Here is a 15,774-nt window from a genome sequence, read left to right as displayed (position 1 = left end):
GTCGAGCAGATCGCCCGAGCAGATCGAGTGCGTGACGCGTGTGCGCCGGACAGCACGCGCATGCGCTCTATGCAACGTGACTTGGATTAAGCCACTGCCAGCGAACGTCCGCCGCGCAGTACGCTCGATTGGCCCTTGGCGTCATAGGACGGTGCACTCTCGGTGCGGCCCAGGTGACGCAGCGCCCAGTTCACTTCGCGGCGCCGACGTGCCAGCAGCGCGCCGTTGGCGCGATTGGCTTCGGCCAGTTCGCGCAGACGCGCTTCTTCGCCTTCGGGCATTCGCGCTTCGAGCGCGCGCAGTGCCGAGAGCTTGTCTTGCGTATGCCGCATCAACCCATCGATGTCGTTCTCGAGTAATGCCTGGCGTTCGCCGGCCAGCGCGTCGCTGAGACGTTGCAGGAACTCGTTCACGTTCATCCTTTCGGCTGGGAATTAACCCGCCAGTTGCTGATTCAGATCCATCATGCGGCTGGCGATGGCATCCGGGTTGATGGAATAGCTGCCGTTCTGCAACGACTCCTTCACGGCCTGGACGCGACCGGTGTCGATCGCCGAGGACTGCGAAAGCGTGCGCTGCAAGTTCTGCAGGTTGGTGGCCTCGCCGGTCAGCTTGACGCTGTCGGTGGGCGGAAGTGCTGCAATCGGGGACGCGCGGTCTTCACCGGCCGAAGCGATCTTGCTGCTTGTGGCGGCGGTACGAAGGGTGGCGGCGGTCGGTAGATTGCCTTCGATTTTCTGGGTCATGTCAGGAACTCCTCTACAGGTCGTAGGGGATAACGGCATGCCAAAAAAAAACTTTATAGCGAATTTCTATCTGGACACCACAACGGTCCCGCTCGCTTCGACGATCCCCTGCACCACCCGGCGCGAGGACGAGTTCTCTACCGAGACGCGCTCGTTCTCGCCGGCATCCGACAAGGCGCGACCGCTCATGCGCACTTCCAGACCGCCGTTGCGCGATACCAGCGGCACCGTATCGCCGCGCCGCACCAGCCGCTGCGTGACCAGATCGTTCGACGACAGCAGCGACCCGGCCGGCAGAATGCGCCGGGCGGTCTTGCCCACCGCAGCCACCGGATCGGCCAGTACCGCACCGACAATGCGCGCGGCATCGCGTTTCTCGATGCTGATATCGGCCAGCGAGATGGTTTCTCCAGCGCTGATGCCCCGGCGCAGCACCAGCACGTCCTGATTGCGACGCACCTTCAGCGGCACGAACAGACGCCAGCCGGCCGGCTGCGGGCAGGCCACTTCGACGGTGTTGGTCCCGGTGGGCTGCGCCTGCAGCGCAATCGGGCACGCCGGCATGCGCAGGCCCGGATCGAGCGTGGCCTCGGCCTCGGCATCGGGGCCGACGGTAGCCAGGGCGGCAGCCCGGATGGAATCGACAGACTGGTAACTCTGGGCCCAGGCCGGAGCGGCAGCCAACAAGATGACAAGCAGTAGCAGGCGCATGGGACCAGATCCGGAGGAAGACGAAACAGACAGTGCAAGAGGTGTGCCTGTTTTGAATCGGGAATCGGGAATCGGGAATCGGGAATCGGGAATCGGGAATGGGGAATCGGTCGGGGGCTGAGCCTTGGTCGGTCTTCGTTGCTGATGTGCGATTTGCTTAGTGAACACCGTAAGTACGTCAGAGCACGGCCCCTCGCCTCGGGCTTGCTGCGCAAAGCCCTCCGCTTTTGCGATTCCCCATTCCCGACTCCCGATTCCCGACAGCGCCCCACGCCAACCTTAAAACCGCTCAAGTTTTCCGATGGCGCTGTCGATATCTGCCCCATGACCCACGATCTGCTCAACCGCATCGACCAGCGCACCCGTCTGGCTGGCCACAATCGACTGGCCCTGCTGCTGTTCCGGCTGGGCGGGCGCCAGCTTTTTGGCGTGAACGTCTTCAAGGTGCAGGAAGTGCTGCGCCGCCCGGACCTGTTTCAGGTACCCGGCCTGCCGACCGAGTTCGCCGGCGTTGCCGACGTGCGCGGGCGCTCGGTGCCGGTGCTGGACTTGGGCCTGGCCATCGGCCACCCGGAGCGCGACACGCTTTCCGAAAACGGCCCTGGCTATCTGGTGGTGGCCGAATTCAACCGCTCGGTGCAGGGCTTTCTGGTCAGCGGCGTGGAGCGCATCGTCAATATTGCGGTGGAAGATATCCATCCGCCGCCGGAACTTGGCGCCGAAGCCACTTATTTGACGGCGGTAACGCGCTTCCAGGGTGAGTTGATCCAGGTGATCGACGTGGAAAGCGTGCTCGCCGACATCGCCAAGGTCAGCAAGGACGTGCAGCTGGATCCCTCGCTGCAGCTGGTTGCCTACGACCGGCAGTTCCAGGTGCTGGTGGTGGACGATTCGCGGGTGGCGCGTCAGCAGATCCGCAGCGTGCTCGACCAGCTCGGCGTCGCGGCAACCTTGCTATCGGACGGCCGCCAGGCGCTGGACCATCTCTTGCAGGTTGCAGCGTCAGGCGAGAATCCGGCCGACCGCTACGCGATGGTGATCTCCGACATCGAAATGCCGGCGATGGATGGCTACACCTTGACGACGGAAATCCGACGCACGCCGGGGCTGCAAGGCCTGTACGTGCTGTTGCACACCTCGTTGTCGGGCGTGTTCAACAACGCCATGGTCGAACAGGTCGGCGCTAATGCCTTCGTGGCCAAGTACAGCGCCCACGAATTGGCCGATTATGTGTTGGCGCGCCTGAAAGTGGTCGCTGAAGCGGCCTGATCAGGCCAATCAGCTGCTGGATCCGAGCCGATAGCAGCAACAAGGCGTCGCGCCGGGCTGCAAAAGGCTCCGCGTCATAGAAGTGGGTCGGTTGCGTCGACGCGCTTTTGAGGTGAGACCCGCTGACGCCAGACCGCGCCTCGGGTAATGCCGAACCTTCGGCTTGGCGCGCTTGATTGAATCAACGTCGTGACGGACACAAGTCCATCACGTTTCGCGAACGGCCAAAGCGCCGTTCGTCGGCAGCACCGATCATTCTCCGCGTTCTGCGGCCCGTACCACCTCGATTGGCACAAACTTTGCTTTCTCCCTGGTAACACTTCGCGGGAGAGCACCGTGTCCAACTCCATTTCGTCCTTCCTCGGCATCCACGGCGATGCTCTGCCGCTGCGCGAGCAGCGCATGAAGCTCATTGCCAGCAATCTGAGCAATGTGGACACCCCTGGATACAAGGCCAAGGACATGGACTTCGAGGCCGCGCTGAAATCCGCCGAAGGCGTGCGCGACGGCAGTCTGATGCAGACCACCGACGCCAAGCATTACGAAATCGGCAGCAGCGGCGGGCTCAACCCGTTCCAGATCACCCGCGAATCCGATCAGCCCAGCCTGGACGGCAACACCGTCGATGCCGACGCCGAACGTGCAGCCTACGGCCGCGCCGCGCTGGAATACCGCGCCTCGCTGAGCTTCCTCGAATCCAAGGTGCGCTCGATGCTCACCGCGATCACGGGCCAATAAGTCATGAGCAATCTTCCCATCTTCGATGTGGCCGGCTCTGCGCTGCATGCGCAATCGGTGCGCCTGAGCACGATCGCCTCCAACCTGGCCAATGCGGACTCTGTCGCAGGCTCGGCCGAGGCGACCTACAAGCCGATCGAGCCGATCTTCCAGGCCCAGCAGAACCGCCAGGATCCCAGCCTGACCTCGGTAAACGTCAAGGAGATCACCACCACCAACGCACCGCCGATCCGTCGCTACGAGCCCGGCCATCCGCTGGCCGATGCCGACGGCTACGTGTTCTCGCCCGACGTGGACCCGGTGGCGCAGATGGTCAACATGATCTCGGCCTCGCGCAACTACCAGGCCGGCGTGGAAATGCTCAATACCGCCAAGGAACTGGCGCTCGCGACCCTCACGATGGGTCGCTGACCCTTCTTAGCTGACCTTTACTAACGGACCTTTCCAGATGAGCACGATCGGCAGTGACCTCTATAAAACGCTCGGCCTGAGCACCAGCAGCACCGTCGCCAAGAAGGAAGAAGCGCTCGGCCAGGCCGACTTCCTCAAATTGATGACCGAGCAGCTGCAGCACCAGGACCCGCTCAAACCGATGGAAAACAGCGCGTTTCTGGGCCAGTTGGCGCAGTTCTCCACCGTGCAGGGCATTGGCGATCTCAATACCAAGGTCAGCAATTTTTCTGCATCGCAAAGCAGCGATCAGGTGCTCAAGGGCGCGGCGCTGGTCGGCCACAACGTGCTGGTGCCGTCGGCGCAGGTGTCCATCGACGCCACCAACTCGGCCAAGGGCGTGGTCGCCGCAACAGCGGCCGGCACGGTCAACTTCGAAATCACCGACGCCAACGGCACCTTCGTCAAACAGCTCAGCGTGCCGTCCAGTGCCGCCGGTGAGGTGTCGTTCGCCTGGGACGGCACCGATGCCAACGGCAACCGCATGGCAGCGGGCAAATACGGCGTCACCGCCACCCAGACCGACACCGCCGGTGCCAAAAGCAAACTGGCCACCTACGTGGACGCACCGGTGGACAGCGTCACGATCGGCTCCGATGGCCTGTATCTCAACCTGACCGGGCTAGGCACTTCCCCGCTCGCCAACGTGCTCCGCGTCAGCTGAGCCGGCAACCGACACTTAAAGGACCTCATCCATGGCTTTCAATACCTCGTTGTCCGGCATCAACGCAGCCAATGCCGATCTGAACGTGACTTCCAACAACATCGCCAACGTCAACACGACCGGTTTCAAGGAATCGCGCGCCGAGTTTGCCGACATGTTCCAGAGCACCAGCTATGGTCTGTCGCGCAATGCAGTGGGTTCGGGCGTGCGCGTCAGCAATGTGGCGCAGCAGTTTTCGCAGGGCAATATCGACCCGACCGGGCGCAGCCTGGATCTAGCGATCTCCGGCGAAGGCTTCTTCGCCGTGTCCTCCAACGGCGCCAAGATGTACACCCGCGCCGGCAACTTCCAGACCGATGCCAACGGCTATGTGATCAACCCGCAGGGCGCACGCCTGCAGGTGTTCGCGCCCAATCCCAGCGGCAATGGCTTCGACGTGGGCCGTTTGTCGGACCTGCAGTTGCTGACCACCGACAGCCCGCCCAAGTCGACCTCCACGGTCAACCTGGCCTTCACCCTGCCCGGTAATGCCACCGCACCGACGGTCACGCCATTCAACCCGGCCGACGACAAGACCTATAGCCATTCCACCGGCGGCATCAATGTCTACGATTCGTTGGGCGTCAGCCATGTGCAGACCTCCTACTTCGTCAAGACGGCCAACCCGAACGAATGGCAGGTGCACAACTACGTGGACGGCGCAGCGGTCGGTGCCCCGACCGCGCTGCAGTTCTCCGACACCGGCGCGCTGACCAACCCGGCCAACGGCATCATCGCGATGGATCCGTTCACCCCGAGCACCGGCGCCGGCGTGCTGAACATGCAGCTCAACGTCACTGGCTCCACCCAGTACGGCGAGGCGTTCGCACTGCGCGACACCCGCCAGGACGGTTATGCCAGCGGCAAGCTCAACGAGATCAGCATCGACACCAGCGGCGTGGTGTTCGCGCGCTACTCCAACGGTGCCGACAAGGCGCTGGGCCAGGTCGCGCTGAGCAGCTTCGTCAACCCGCAGGGCCTGCAGTCGCAGGGCAACAACATGTGGGCCGAAAGCTATACCTCCGGCGCCGCCCGCATCGGCGCACCGGACACCTCGGACCTGGGCCAGATCGAATCCGGCTCGCTGGAAGCCTCCACGGTGGACCTGACCGAGCAGCTGGTGAACATGATCGTGGCCCAGCGCAACTTCCAGGCCAACTCGCAGATGATCTCGACCCAGGACCAGGTCACCCAGACGATCATCAATATCCGTTAACGGCTGGGAATCGGGAGTTGGGAATAGGGAATCGTAAGAGCTGGCATTGCGTGTATCGGATGCCGGCCTTGCCCCTTCTCTCCCAGCTTCCTGCAACTCCGCTTTTGCAATTCCCCATTCTCGATTCACGATTCCCGGTGCCCCATGGACAAAGCTCTCTACGTTGCGATGACCGGCGCCCGCGCCTCCCTGCAGGCGCAGGGCACCGTGTCGCACAATCTCGCCAACGTCGATACGGTAGGGTTCAAGGCCGCGTTGGCCAACACCGAGGCGTTCAAGATCCAGGGCAAGGGCTATCCGTCGCGGATCGATGCGCTGCACGTGGATCAAGGCTTCGATCGCAGCCAGGGCCATCAACAGGTCACCGGCAACCCGCTGGATGTGTCGCTGCAACAGGACCGCTGGCTGTCGGTGCAGTCGCCCGACGGCAGCGAGGCCTACACCCGCAACGGCGAGTTGGCGCTTACCGCCAATGGCCAACTGGTCACCGCCAATGGGCATGCGGTGCTGGATGAAGGCGGCGCCCCGATGACGATTCCGCCGCACCAGGCGATGGAAATCGGCAGCGACGGCAGCATCTCGATCATTCCGCAGGGCGAAGGCCCGCAGACCATGGCCATCGTCGGCAAGATGAAGGTGGTCGATGCCCCCGCCGACCGTTTGACGCGGCGCCCGGACGGGCTGATGCGCAACACCAGCACCGACCCAGCGCAGGCGTTCCAGATCGCCACCGGCAAGACCATCAACAGCGGCATGCTGGAAGGCAGCAACGTGGACGCCGCCGGCGCGCTGGTGGAAATGATCCAGCTGCAGCGTCAGTTCGAAATGCAGGTCAAGATCATCAAGAACGGCGACGACAACGCACAATCGGCCAATTCGATGATGCGTCTGAACGGCTAAACGTGGCTCACTCTGTGGCTTTGCTGCAGAGCGCTTGCCCGCCCACCGTCGCGGGACACGTCGCAAGTACGTCCCTGCACTCTCTCTTTGAACCGCTAAAAGTGGCTCACTCTGAGGCTTTGACTGCAGGGCCCTTGCCCGCCCACCATCGCGGGACACGCCGCAAGTACGTCCCTGCACTCTCTTTTGAACGGCTAAAAGTGGCTCACTCTGTGGCTTGGCTGCGGGGCCCTTCCCCGCTCACCATCGCGGGACACGCCGCAAGTACGTCCCTGCACTCTCTTTTGAACGGCTAAAAGTGGCTCACTCTGTGGCTTGGCTGCGGGGTCCTTGCCCGCCCACCGTCGCGGGACACGCCGCAAGTACGTCCGTGTAGGCTCTTACGCGGCATCCATGCCGCGTAAGGTCCCGCGACGGTGGGCGGGCAAGGACCAGTCGAGATGGTCGGTGTGCATGTTTTCAACAAAGCACCGACTCACTCTCTGGTGCGGTGTCCTCACCGATTGCGGGACCGTGTGGCGGCATGGATGCCGCCACCGAGCCTCCACGGATGGATTCACGGCGTGTCCCGCGAGCGGTGAGGGCACCGCGCCCTCGACCGACCCAGCGTTTGATCTGGCTTCTGACTGCATCCAACAAGATGCAACCAACGAACCCCTACTGCGCTCCTCGTCAGCAAGCCCCGCCACGTTCTATTAGCCGCTCTGACCGGCAACCGATCTACCGCGCCTGATCTGCAGCGCAAGTTTCCACCGCTTCCGCCTAGCTGCTACCCACCTGCAGCCAGCCCTGCCCCGCGCAGGCCGCCGCGCCCCACTCCGCGTGATCCAGCGCACAGCCGGCAAAAATCCGGCGCGGGTTTGGCACGGCACGTGCATATACCCAGCCGTGCCCGGAACACATCCCCGGGTCTAACGAGGAATCGGGTCATGAATCAGGCTTTGTGGGTCGCCAAAACCGGACTGGATGCGCAGCAGACGCGCATGTCGGTCATTTCCAACAACCTGGCCAATACCAATACAACCGGCTTCAAGCGCGATCGTGCTGCGTTCGAAGACCTGTTGTATCAACAGGTGCGTGCGCCGGGCGGTTCCACCTCCGCGCAGACGCAGTTGCCGACCGGCCTGCAACTGGGTACCGGTGTGCGCGTGGTCTCCACCTTCAAGGGCTTCGACCAGGGCAGCCAGCAGCAGACCGGCCGCGCGCTCGACGTGATGGTCAACGGCCGCGGCTTCTTCGAAGTGCAGATGCCCGACGGTACCTCCGCCTACACCCGCGACGGCACCTTCCAGATCAATGCGCAGGGCGAAGTGGTCACCAACAGCGGCTACCCGCTGCAGCCCGGCATCCAGGTGCCCGAAGGCGCGCAGTCGCTGACCATCGGCAACGACGGCACCATCAGCGTGACCCTGGCCGGCCAGGCCGCCGCGCAGGAAATCGGCGCATTGACGCTGACCGACTTCATCAACCCCTCGGGCCTGCAGTCCAAGGGCGAGAACCTGTTCGTCGAAACCACCGCCTCCGGCCCCGCGCAGAACGGCACCCCCGGCCTCAATGGCCTGGGCACCACCGTGCAGGGCGCCCTGGAAGGCAGCAACGTCAATACGGTGGAAGAGCTGGTGAGCATGATCGAGACCCAGCGCGCCTACGAGATGAATGCCAAGGCGATCTCCACCACCGACTCGATGCTCGGTTACTTGAACAACAACGTCTGATCGGCTCGCCGGTCGCTGCCCTCTCAGGAATCCACGCCATGTCACGCCTGCCCTCTCTCTCCTCTCTGGGTCTTGCCCTCGCCTGCAGCGCGCTGCTGGGTGGCTGTGTGGCAGCCGGCGATGTGCGGCCGTTTGCCGAACTGGCGCCGATCGTGCCGGTGGTCGCGCCGGTGGCGCAGCCCACTGCCGGTGCCATCTATGCCGCCGGCCCGGGCCTGAATCTGTACGGCGACCGCCGCGCACGCGATGTCGGCGACCTGCTGACGGTGAACCTGGTGGAAAGCACTACCGCCTCGTCCACCGCCAACACCAGCGTCAGCAAGGCCGACACCGTGGACATGAGCACGCCGACGCTGCTGGGTGTGCCGCTCACCGTCAATGGCACCGACGTGTTGCGCAACTCCACCAGCGGCGACCGCAGCTTTGCCGGCAAGGGCAACACCGCGCAGAGCAACCGCATGCAGGGCAGCGTGACCGTCACCGTGATGCAGCGCCTGCCCAACGGCAATCTGGTGATCCAGGGGCAGAAGAATCTGCGCCTGACCCAGGGCGACGAACTGGTGCAGGTGCAAGGCATCGTGCGCGCCGCCGACATCTCCCCGGACAACACCGTGCCCTCCAGCAAGGTGGCCGACGCACGCATCGCCTACGGCGGCCGCGGCGCGATCGCGCAGTCCAACGCGATGGGCTGGCTGAGCCGCTTCTTCAATTCCCGTTTGTCGCCCTACTGAGCCTGCGACCATGAATCTGTCTTCCCTGCCCTTCCGTCTGCTCGCTGCCGCTGCCGCTGTTGCGGTCTGCGCGATCGCCGCGCCGGCCTCGGCCGAGCGCATCAAGGATCTTGCCCAGGTCGGCGGCGTGCGCGGCAACGCGCTGGTCGGCTACGGCCTGGTGGTTGGCCTGGACGGCAGCGGCGACCGCACCAGCCAGGCGCCCTTCACCGTGCAGAGTTTGAAGAACCTGCTCGGCGAGCTGGGCGTCAATGTTCCGGCGAACGTCAATCCGCAGCTGAAAAACGTCGCGGCCGTGGCCATCCACGCCGAATTGCCGCCGTTTGCCAAGCCCGGCCAGCCGATCGACATCACCGTCTCCTCGATCGCCAACGCGGTGTCGCTACGTGGCGGCTCGCTGCTGATGGCCCCGCTGAAAGGCGCCGATGGCCAGGTCTACGCGATGGCCCAGGGCAACCTGGTGGTCGGTGGCTTCGGCGCGCAGGGCAAGGATGGCTCGCGGGTGTCGGTCAACATTCCCAGCGTCGGTCGCATTCCCAACGGCGCCACTGTTGAGCGCGCATTGCCGGACGTGTTTGCCGGCACCGGCGAGATCACGCTCAACCTGCATCAGAACGATTTCACCACCGTCTCGCGCATGGTCGCGGCGATCGACAACAGCTTCGGCGCCGGCACCGCGCGTGCGGTCGATGGGGTCACCGTGTCGGTGCGCTCGCCCACCGATCCAGGCGCCCGTATCGGCCTGCTGGCGCGGCTGGAAAACGTCGAACTCTCGCCGGGCGACGCGCCGGCCAAGGTGGTGGTCAACGCACGCACCGGCACGGTGGTGATCGGCCAGCTGGTGCGGGTGATGCCGGCGGCGATTGCGCATGGCTCGCTCACCGTCACCATCAGCGAAAACACCAACGTCAGCCAGCCGGGTGCCTTCAGTGGCGGCCGTACGGCAGTGACGCCGCAATCGACCATCACGGCCACCTCCGAAGGCAGCCGCATGTTCAAGTTCGAAGGCGGCACCACGCTCGATCAGATCGTGCGCGCAGTCAACGAAGTGGGCGCGGCTCCCGGCGACCTGGTCGCCATTCTCGAAGCTCTGAAGCAGGCTGGCGCGCTGACGGCGGAGCTAGAGGTCATCTGACATGCGTATCGCAGCCTCGCCCATTGATCTCAACCCGAGCACCAAGGCCGATCCGGCAAAGATCGACAAGGTCTCACGTCAGCTCGAAGGCCAGTTCGCGCAGATGCTGGTCAAGAGCATGCGCGATGCGAGCTCCGGCGACCCGATGTTTCCGGGTGAAAACCAGATGTTTCGCGAAATGTACGACCAGCAGATGGCCAAGGCGCTGACCGAAGGCAAGGGTCTGGGTCTGTCGGCGATGATCTCCAAGCAGTTGAGTGGCGACACTGGCGGCCCGGCGTTGAACACCTCGCTGAGCACCGCCGATGCGGCCAAAGCCTACGCCCTGGTGGCCGGCAAGCGCGATGCCTCGTTGCCGCTGCCGGCACGCGATGGCGCGGCAACCAGCGTGGGTGCGAGCCTCGGCGCAGCGGTCGGCACCGCTGCAGGCATCGGCGCAGGCGGCCTGACCGGTATCGGCATGAGCCAGGTGCTGGATCTGATCGCCGGGCGTACCGGCGGTGGCGAGTCCGGCGGCGACGATGCGGCCGCACTGAGCTGGCCGTCGGCCAACGATCGCTGGAGCGATGTGGCTGTCAGCGATGCCGCCGATGCCAGTGCCGCGGTCAATGCGAGCGCGGCCAGCAGCGCCGCCGCCAGCCTGGGCGAGCGCACCCCGGAAGGCTTCGTCGCCAAGATCTGGACGCATGCGCAGAAAGCCGCGCGCGAACTGGGCGTTGACCCGCGTGCGCTGGTCGCACAGGCCGCGCTGGAAACCGGCTGGGGCCGTCGCGGTATCGGCAATGGCGGCGATTCCAACAACCTGTTCGGCATCAAGGCCACCGGCTGGAGCGGCGACAAGGTCACCACCGGCACCCACGAATACGTCAATGGCGTCAAAACCACCGAAACCGCCGATTTCCGTGCCTACGGCTCGGCCGAAGAGAGCTTTGCCGACTACGTGCGGCTGCTGAAAAACAACAGTCGTTACCAGCCCGCACTGCAGGCCGGCACCGATATCAAGGGTTTTGCACGCGGCTTGCAACAGGCTGGGTACGCCACCGATCCGGGCTATGCAGCCAAGATCGCGGCGATCGCCAACGGTCCGACCATCGACCGCGCGGTGGCCGCCATCGGCAACGCGGCGGCCGACCTGTCCAACCGCTATGCCAGCACCGCCGAGCCCGCCGGGCTTGGCACCATCCGTCGTTGAGGTAAACGCCCATGTCCATCATGTCCACCGGGACCAGTGCGCTAATCGCCTTCCAACGGGCGTTGTCGACCGTTAGCCATAACGTCGCCAACATCAATACCGAAGGTTACAGCCGCCAACGTGTGGAATTTGCAACGCGCACGCCCACCGACATGGGCTACGCGTTCGTGGGCAATGGCGCCAAGATCACCGACGTGGGCCGGGTGGCCGACCAGCTGGCCATCTCGCGGCTGCTCGACAGCGGCGGCGAGCTCTCGCGCCTGCAGCAGCTGTCCTCGCTGACCAATCGCGTCGACAGCCTGTACTCCAACACCGCCACCAATGTCGCCGGGCTGTGGTCGAACTTCTTCGACTCCACCAGCGCGGTGTCGTCCAATGCCTCCTCCACCGCCGAGCGGCAGAGCATGCTCGACAGCGGCAACTCGCTGGCGACGCGCTTCAAGCAGCTCAACGGGCAGATGGACAGCCTGAGCAACGAGGTCAATAGCGGGCTGACGTCCTCGGTGGACGAGGTCAATCGCCTGACCCAACAGATCGCCAAGATCAACGGCACCATCGGCAACAGCGTGGACAACGCCTCGCCGGATCTGCTCGATCAACGCGATGCGCTGGTGTCCAAGCTGGTCGGCTTCACCGGCGGCACCGCGGTGATCCAGGACGGCGGCTTCATGAATGTTTTCACCGCCGGCGGCCAGGCGCTGGTGGTGGGGACCACGGCGGCAAAACTGACCACCGTGGCCGACCCGTATCAGCCGACCAAGCTGCAGGTGGCGTTGCAGACCCAGGGCCAGAACGTCAGCCTCAGCGCCAACTCGCTGGGCGGGCAGATGGGCGGTCTGCTGGAGTTCCGCAGCAGCGTGCTCGAACCGACCCAGGCCGAACTGGGGCGCCTGGCCGTGGGCATGGCCAGCACCTTCAACGCCGGTCACGCCCAGGGCATGGACCTGTACGGCGCGATGGGCGGCAACTTCTTCAACATCGGCTCGCCCACCACCGCCGCCAATCCCAAGAACACCGGCACCGCGGCGCTGAGCGCCAGTTTCAGCAACATGAGCGCAGTGGACGGGCAGAACGTCACGCTCAGCTTCGACGGTGCGGCGTGGAAGGCCACGCGCGCCGACACCGGCGCCGCCGTGCCGATCACCGGCACCGGCAGCACGGGCGATCCACTGGTACTCAACGGTGTCAGCCTGGTGGTCGGCGGCACGCCGGCCAACGGCGACAAATTCCTGCTGCAGCCCACCGCAGGGCTGGCTGGCAGCATCTCGGTGGCCATCACCGACCCCTCGCGCATTGCCGCGGCAACGCCGGTCAAGGCCACCGCCACGCTCGCCAACCTGGGCACCGGCAAGATCAGCGACGTCAAGGTCACCAATGCGCAGAACCCTGCGCTGCTGACGCCGTCGTCGGTCGAGTTCATCGACGCCAACCAGTACACCATCGATGGCAACGGCCCGTTTCCCTATACCGCCGGCCAGACCATCAGCGCCAATGGCTGGAGTTTTGCGCTGGATGGCGCGCCCAAGGCCGGCGACACCTTCGGCGTCGGCCCGATGGGCGCCGGCTCCAGCGACAACGGCAACGCCAAACTGCTGGCCAAGGTGGAAGACGCCAAGGCGCTCAATGGCGGCACGGTCACGCTCAATGGCGCGCTGTCCGGTCTGACCACCTCGGTGGGCTCGGCCGCACGTGCGGCCAGTTACTCGGCCGATGCACAGAAGGTCATCAACGACCAGGCGCAGGCCAGCCGCGATTCGATTTCCGGCGTCAACCTCGACGAGGAAGCCGCCGACATGCTGAAACTGCAGCAGGCCTATCAGGCCGCCGCACAGATGATCTCCACCGCCGACACCATCTTCCAAGCCATCCTGGGCGCCGTACGCTGATGACCGACCGTATCTCCACCAGCATGATGTACAGCCAGTCGGTGTCGTCGATGACGGCCAAGCAGTCACGGCTGAATCAGATCCAGGCCCAGCTCGCCAGCGGGCAGCGCCTGGTCACCGCCAAGGACGATCCGGTCGCCGCCGGCACCGCGGTGGGCCTGGATCGCGCCCTGGCAGCCATCACACGGTTCGGCGAGAACGCCAACAACGTGCAGAACCGGCTTGGCCTGCAGGAAAACGCCCTGTCGCAAGCCGGCGACAAAATGGCGCGCGTCACCGAATTGGCGGTGCAGGCCAATAACTCCACGCTCAGCCCAGACGACCGCAAGGCGATCGCCTCGGAACTGACTGCGCTGCGCGACAGCATGGTGAGTCTGGCCAACAGCACCGACGGCACCGGGCGCTATCTGTTCGGCGGCACCGCTGATGGCAGCGCACCGTTCATCAAGAGCAATGGCGGCGTCGTCTACAACGGCGACCAGACCCAGAAGCAGGTCGAAGTGGCGCCAGACACCTTCGTCAGCGACACCCTGCCCGGCAGCGAAATCTTCATGCGTATCCGCACCGGCGACGGCACCGTGGACGCGCACCCCGCCAACACCAATACCGGCACCGGGCTGCTGCTGGATTTCAGCCGCGATGCCAGTACCGGCAGCTGGAATGGCGGCAGCTACAGCGTGCAGTTCACCGCCGCCGACACCTACGAGGTGCGCGACAGCACCAACGCAGTGGTCGGCACCGGCACCTATAAAGATGGCGAAGACATCACCGCCGCCGGCGTGCGCATGCGCATCAGCGGCGCACCGGCGGTGCGCGACAGTTTCCAGATCGGCGCCTCCACCACCAAGGACGTGTTTTCCAGCATCGACGACCTGGTCGGCGCACTCAACTCCGACACCCTGACACAGCCGCAGAAGGCAGCGATGATCAATACGCTGCAGACCTCCATGCGCGACATCAGCCAGGCCTCGTCGAAGATGATTGACGCACGCGCCTCGGGCGGCGCGCAGTTGTCGGCGATCGATAACGCCAACTCGCTGCTCGAATCCAACGAAGTCACGCTCAAGACCACCCTGTCGTCGATCCGCGATCTGGATTACGCCTCGGCGATCGGGCAGTACGAACTCGAGAAGGCCTCGTTGCAGGCCGCTCAAACGATTTTTCAGCAGATGCAGTCGTCGTCGTTGTTCAACCTGCTCCGCTGATTTTGCAGTAGAAAACCAGGGTCTTCTTCGCTCCTGCGCGTGAGCAGTGCGCCAGGCGGACGGAGTTTATTTGTAGAAAGTTATACCAGCGCTAAGGAACCTCTGAACAACGCACCACAGATACGCGACACTACCCGCCTGATGTTGAGGAGTGATCCATGCAACTGACGTTCGGTGACGCTGAGGGCCTGGGCAAGCGCAAGCAGACCCGGCGCGAGATCTTTCTGGCCGAGATGGAGCAGGTGGTTCCGTGGCAGCAACTGCTCGGTCTGATCGCGCCGCACTATCCGGTATCGGGCCGGCCAGGTCGGCAGCCGTACGCACTGGCGACGATGTTGCGGATTCATCTGCTGCAGCAGTGGTATGCGCTGAGCGATCCGGCGATGGAAGAAGCACTGCACGAGATCCCGACCTTGCGGCGGTTTGCCCAGCTCGGTGGCTTGGACAACGTTCCGGACGAGACCACGATTCTCAACTTTCGGCGCCTGCTGGAGACCCATGGCCTTGCCGCGCGGATGCTGGAAGCGGTCAACGCGCATCTGGCGCGCAAGGGCCAGAGCCTGCGGTCGGGCACGATCGTCGATGCGACGCTGATCGCGGCGCCCAGTTCGACCAAGAATGCCGACAACGCGCGCGACCCTGAGATGCATCAGACCAAGAAGGGCAATCAGTGGTATTTCGGGATGAAGGCGCACATCGGCGTGGATGAATTTTCCGGGTTGGTGCACCACGTCCATTGCACAGCCGCCAACGTCGCCGATGTCACGGTGATGCACACGTTGCTGCATGGCAAAGAAGACAGCGTGTTCGGCGATAGCGGCTACACCGGTGCGGACAAACGCGAAGAACTGCAGGCCTGCAAGGCTGCATTCTTCATCGCCGCCAGGCCCTCGACGATGCAAGCCCTCGGCAACAAACGCGAGCGTGCTCGGGAAAGACGTTGGGAACACTTCAAGGCCAGCGTGCGCGCGAAGGTGGAGCATCCATTCCGGGTGATCAAGCGCCAGTTCGGCTACACCAAGGTCCGCTATCGCGGCCTGGCCAAGAACACCGCGCAGGTGCTGACCTTGTTTGCGCTATCGAACCTGTGGATGAAGCGAAAGCAGTTACTGCCGACGATGGGGAACGTGCGCCTGTAACCCGGGCAACACCCTGCAAACGCGCCGGAAACGGCAAA

16 protein-coding genes are annotated in these 15,774 nt (G+C 64.3%); 13 read left to right on the top strand and 3 right to left on the bottom strand.

Annotation, left to right across the window (positions count from 1 at the left end; genetic code table 11):
- Positions 1 to 86 precede the first annotated feature (86 nt).
- The 3 genes from NMB96_RS16715 to flgA form a co-directional block, all read right to left on the bottom strand.
- Positions 87 to 419 (bottom strand): flagellar protein FlgN, encoded by a 333-nt coding sequence (locus NMB96_RS16715; protein WP_006450202.1) that lies wholly within the window; start codon positions 417 to 419, stop codon positions 87 to 89.
- A gap of 15 nt (positions 420 to 434) precedes the next feature.
- On the bottom strand, positions 435 to 746 hold the full coding sequence (gene flgM / locus NMB96_RS16710) for a flagellar biosynthesis anti-sigma factor FlgM (RefSeq protein ID WP_006450203.1): 312 nt from the start codon (positions 744 to 746) through the stop codon (positions 435 to 437).
- Between the two features lie 66 nt (positions 747 to 812).
- Positions 813 to 1,457 (bottom strand): flagellar basal body P-ring formation chaperone FlgA, encoded by a 645-nt coding sequence (flgA, locus tag NMB96_RS16705; protein ID WP_006450204.1) that lies wholly within the window; start codon positions 1,455 to 1,457, stop codon positions 813 to 815.
- A gap of 324 nt (positions 1,458 to 1,781) precedes the next feature.
- On the opposite strand from flgA, the gene NMB96_RS16700 reads away from it, so the two are divergent.
- From NMB96_RS16700 to NMB96_RS16640, 13 genes are all read left to right on the top strand, one after another.
- Positions 1,782 to 2,726, top strand: a complete 945-nt coding sequence (locus tag NMB96_RS16700; RefSeq protein ID WP_006450205.1) for a chemotaxis protein — start codon at positions 1,782 to 1,784, stop codon at positions 2,724 to 2,726.
- Between the two features lie 336 nt (positions 2,727 to 3,062).
- Positions 3,063 to 3,464 carry a flagellar basal body rod protein FlgB gene (gene flgB, locus NMB96_RS16695; protein ID WP_023903963.1) on the top strand — a complete coding sequence of 134 codons (402 nt, stop codon included), beginning with the start codon at positions 3,063 to 3,065 and terminating at the stop codon, positions 3,462 to 3,464.
- Between the two features lie 3 nt (positions 3,465 to 3,467).
- Positions 3,468 to 3,875, top strand: a complete 408-nt coding sequence (gene flgC, locus NMB96_RS16690; protein ID WP_023903962.1) for a flagellar basal body rod protein FlgC — start codon at positions 3,468 to 3,470, stop codon at positions 3,873 to 3,875.
- Positions 3,876 to 3,912: 37 nt separating this feature from the next.
- On the top strand, positions 3,913 to 4,578 hold the full coding sequence (locus NMB96_RS16685; protein ID WP_023903961.1) for a flagellar hook assembly protein FlgD: 666 nt from the start codon (positions 3,913 to 3,915) through the stop codon (positions 4,576 to 4,578).
- A 31-nt stretch (positions 4,579 to 4,609) separates the two neighbouring features.
- The gene (gene flgE, locus NMB96_RS16680; RefSeq protein ID WP_006450209.1) at positions 4,610 to 5,833 is read left to right on the top strand and encodes a flagellar hook protein FlgE; all 1,224 of its coding nucleotides are present in this window, start codon (positions 4,610 to 4,612) and stop codon (positions 5,831 to 5,833) included.
- 144 nt (positions 5,834 to 5,977) lie between these two features.
- The gene (gene flgF, locus NMB96_RS16675; protein WP_006450210.1) at positions 5,978 to 6,733 is read left to right on the top strand and encodes a flagellar basal-body rod protein FlgF; all 756 of its coding nucleotides are present in this window, start codon (positions 5,978 to 5,980) and stop codon (positions 6,731 to 6,733) included.
- Between the two features lie 929 nt (positions 6,734 to 7,662).
- The gene (gene flgG / locus NMB96_RS16670) at positions 7,663 to 8,448 is read left to right on the top strand and encodes a flagellar basal-body rod protein FlgG (RefSeq protein ID WP_006452262.1); all 786 of its coding nucleotides are present in this window, start codon (positions 7,663 to 7,665) and stop codon (positions 8,446 to 8,448) included.
- 38 nt (positions 8,449 to 8,486) lie between these two features.
- A complete protein-coding gene (gene flgH / locus NMB96_RS16665; protein WP_255085297.1) occupies positions 8,487 to 9,179 on the top strand; it encodes a flagellar basal body L-ring protein FlgH in 693 nt (230 codons plus the stop codon).
- Positions 9,180 to 9,189: 10 nt separating this feature from the next.
- A complete protein-coding gene (locus NMB96_RS16660) occupies positions 9,190 to 10,314 on the top strand; it encodes a flagellar basal body P-ring protein FlgI (RefSeq protein WP_023903955.1) in 1,125 nt (374 codons plus the stop codon).
- Between the two features lies 1 nt (position 10,315).
- On the top strand, positions 10,316 to 11,506 hold the full coding sequence (flgJ, locus tag NMB96_RS16655) for a flagellar assembly peptidoglycan hydrolase FlgJ (RefSeq protein ID WP_023903954.1): 1,191 nt from the start codon (positions 10,316 to 10,318) through the stop codon (positions 11,504 to 11,506).
- A gap of 11 nt (positions 11,507 to 11,517) precedes the next feature.
- On the top strand, positions 11,518 to 13,392 hold the full coding sequence (gene flgK, locus NMB96_RS16650; protein ID WP_023903953.1) for a flagellar hook-associated protein FlgK: 1,875 nt from the start codon (positions 11,518 to 11,520) through the stop codon (positions 13,390 to 13,392).
- Complete coding sequence (flgL, locus tag NMB96_RS16645) at positions 13,392 to 14,597, top strand: flagellar hook-associated protein FlgL (RefSeq protein WP_255085295.1); 1,206 nt, start codon at positions 13,392 to 13,394, stop codon at positions 14,595 to 14,597. The genes flgK and flgL overlap by 1 nt, the downstream gene beginning before the upstream one ends.
- Before the next feature lie 158 nt (positions 14,598 to 14,755).
- A complete protein-coding gene (locus NMB96_RS16640) occupies positions 14,756 to 15,736 on the top strand; it encodes an IS5 family transposase (protein ID WP_183086593.1) in 981 nt (326 codons plus the stop codon).
- Positions 15,737 to 15,774 lie beyond the last annotated feature (38 nt).

This window comes from Xanthomonas hortorum, from assembly GCF_024339125.1.
Taxonomy (GTDB): domain Bacteria; phylum Pseudomonadota; class Gammaproteobacteria; order Xanthomonadales; family Xanthomonadaceae; genus Xanthomonas; species Xanthomonas hortorum.
The sequence above is the reverse complement of the archived record's forward strand: the minus strand, read 5'-3'. Positions and strand labels throughout refer to the sequence as shown.

Coding starts and splice junctions, on each gene's coding strand:
- NMB96_RS16715 (WP_006450202.1), bottom strand. CDS start 419: ATGAACGTGAACGAGTTCCTGCAACGTCTCAGCGACGCGCTGGCCGGC.
- flgM (WP_006450203.1), bottom strand. CDS start 746: ATGACCCAGAAAATCGAAGGCAATCTACCGACCGCCGCCACCCTTCGT.
- flgA (WP_006450204.1), bottom strand. CDS start 1,457: ATGCGCCTGCTACTGCTTGTCATCTTGTTGGCTGCCGCTCCGGCCTGG.
- NMB96_RS16700 (WP_006450205.1), top strand. CDS start 1,782: ATGACCCACGATCTGCTCAACCGCATCGACCAGCGCACCCGTCTGGCT.
- flgC (WP_023903962.1), top strand. CDS start 3,468: ATGAGCAATCTTCCCATCTTCGATGTGGCCGGCTCTGCGCTGCATGCG.
- NMB96_RS16685 (WP_023903961.1), top strand. CDS start 3,913: ATGAGCACGATCGGCAGTGACCTCTATAAAACGCTCGGCCTGAGCACC.
- flgE (WP_006450209.1), top strand. CDS start 4,610: ATGGCTTTCAATACCTCGTTGTCCGGCATCAACGCAGCCAATGCCGAT.
- flgF (WP_006450210.1), top strand. CDS start 5,978: ATGGACAAAGCTCTCTACGTTGCGATGACCGGCGCCCGCGCCTCCCTG.
- flgG (WP_006452262.1), top strand. CDS start 7,663: ATGAATCAGGCTTTGTGGGTCGCCAAAACCGGACTGGATGCGCAGCAG.
- flgH (WP_255085297.1), top strand. CDS start 8,487: ATGTCACGCCTGCCCTCTCTCTCCTCTCTGGGTCTTGCCCTCGCCTGC.
- NMB96_RS16660 (WP_023903955.1), top strand. CDS start 9,190: ATGAATCTGTCTTCCCTGCCCTTCCGTCTGCTCGCTGCCGCTGCCGCT.
- flgJ (WP_023903954.1), top strand. CDS start 10,316: ATGCGTATCGCAGCCTCGCCCATTGATCTCAACCCGAGCACCAAGGCC.
- flgK (WP_023903953.1), top strand. CDS start 11,518: ATGTCCATCATGTCCACCGGGACCAGTGCGCTAATCGCCTTCCAACGG.
- flgL (WP_255085295.1), top strand. CDS start 13,392: ATGACCGACCGTATCTCCACCAGCATGATGTACAGCCAGTCGGTGTCG.
- NMB96_RS16640 (WP_183086593.1), top strand. CDS start 14,756: ATGCAACTGACGTTCGGTGACGCTGAGGGCCTGGGCAAGCGCAAGCAG.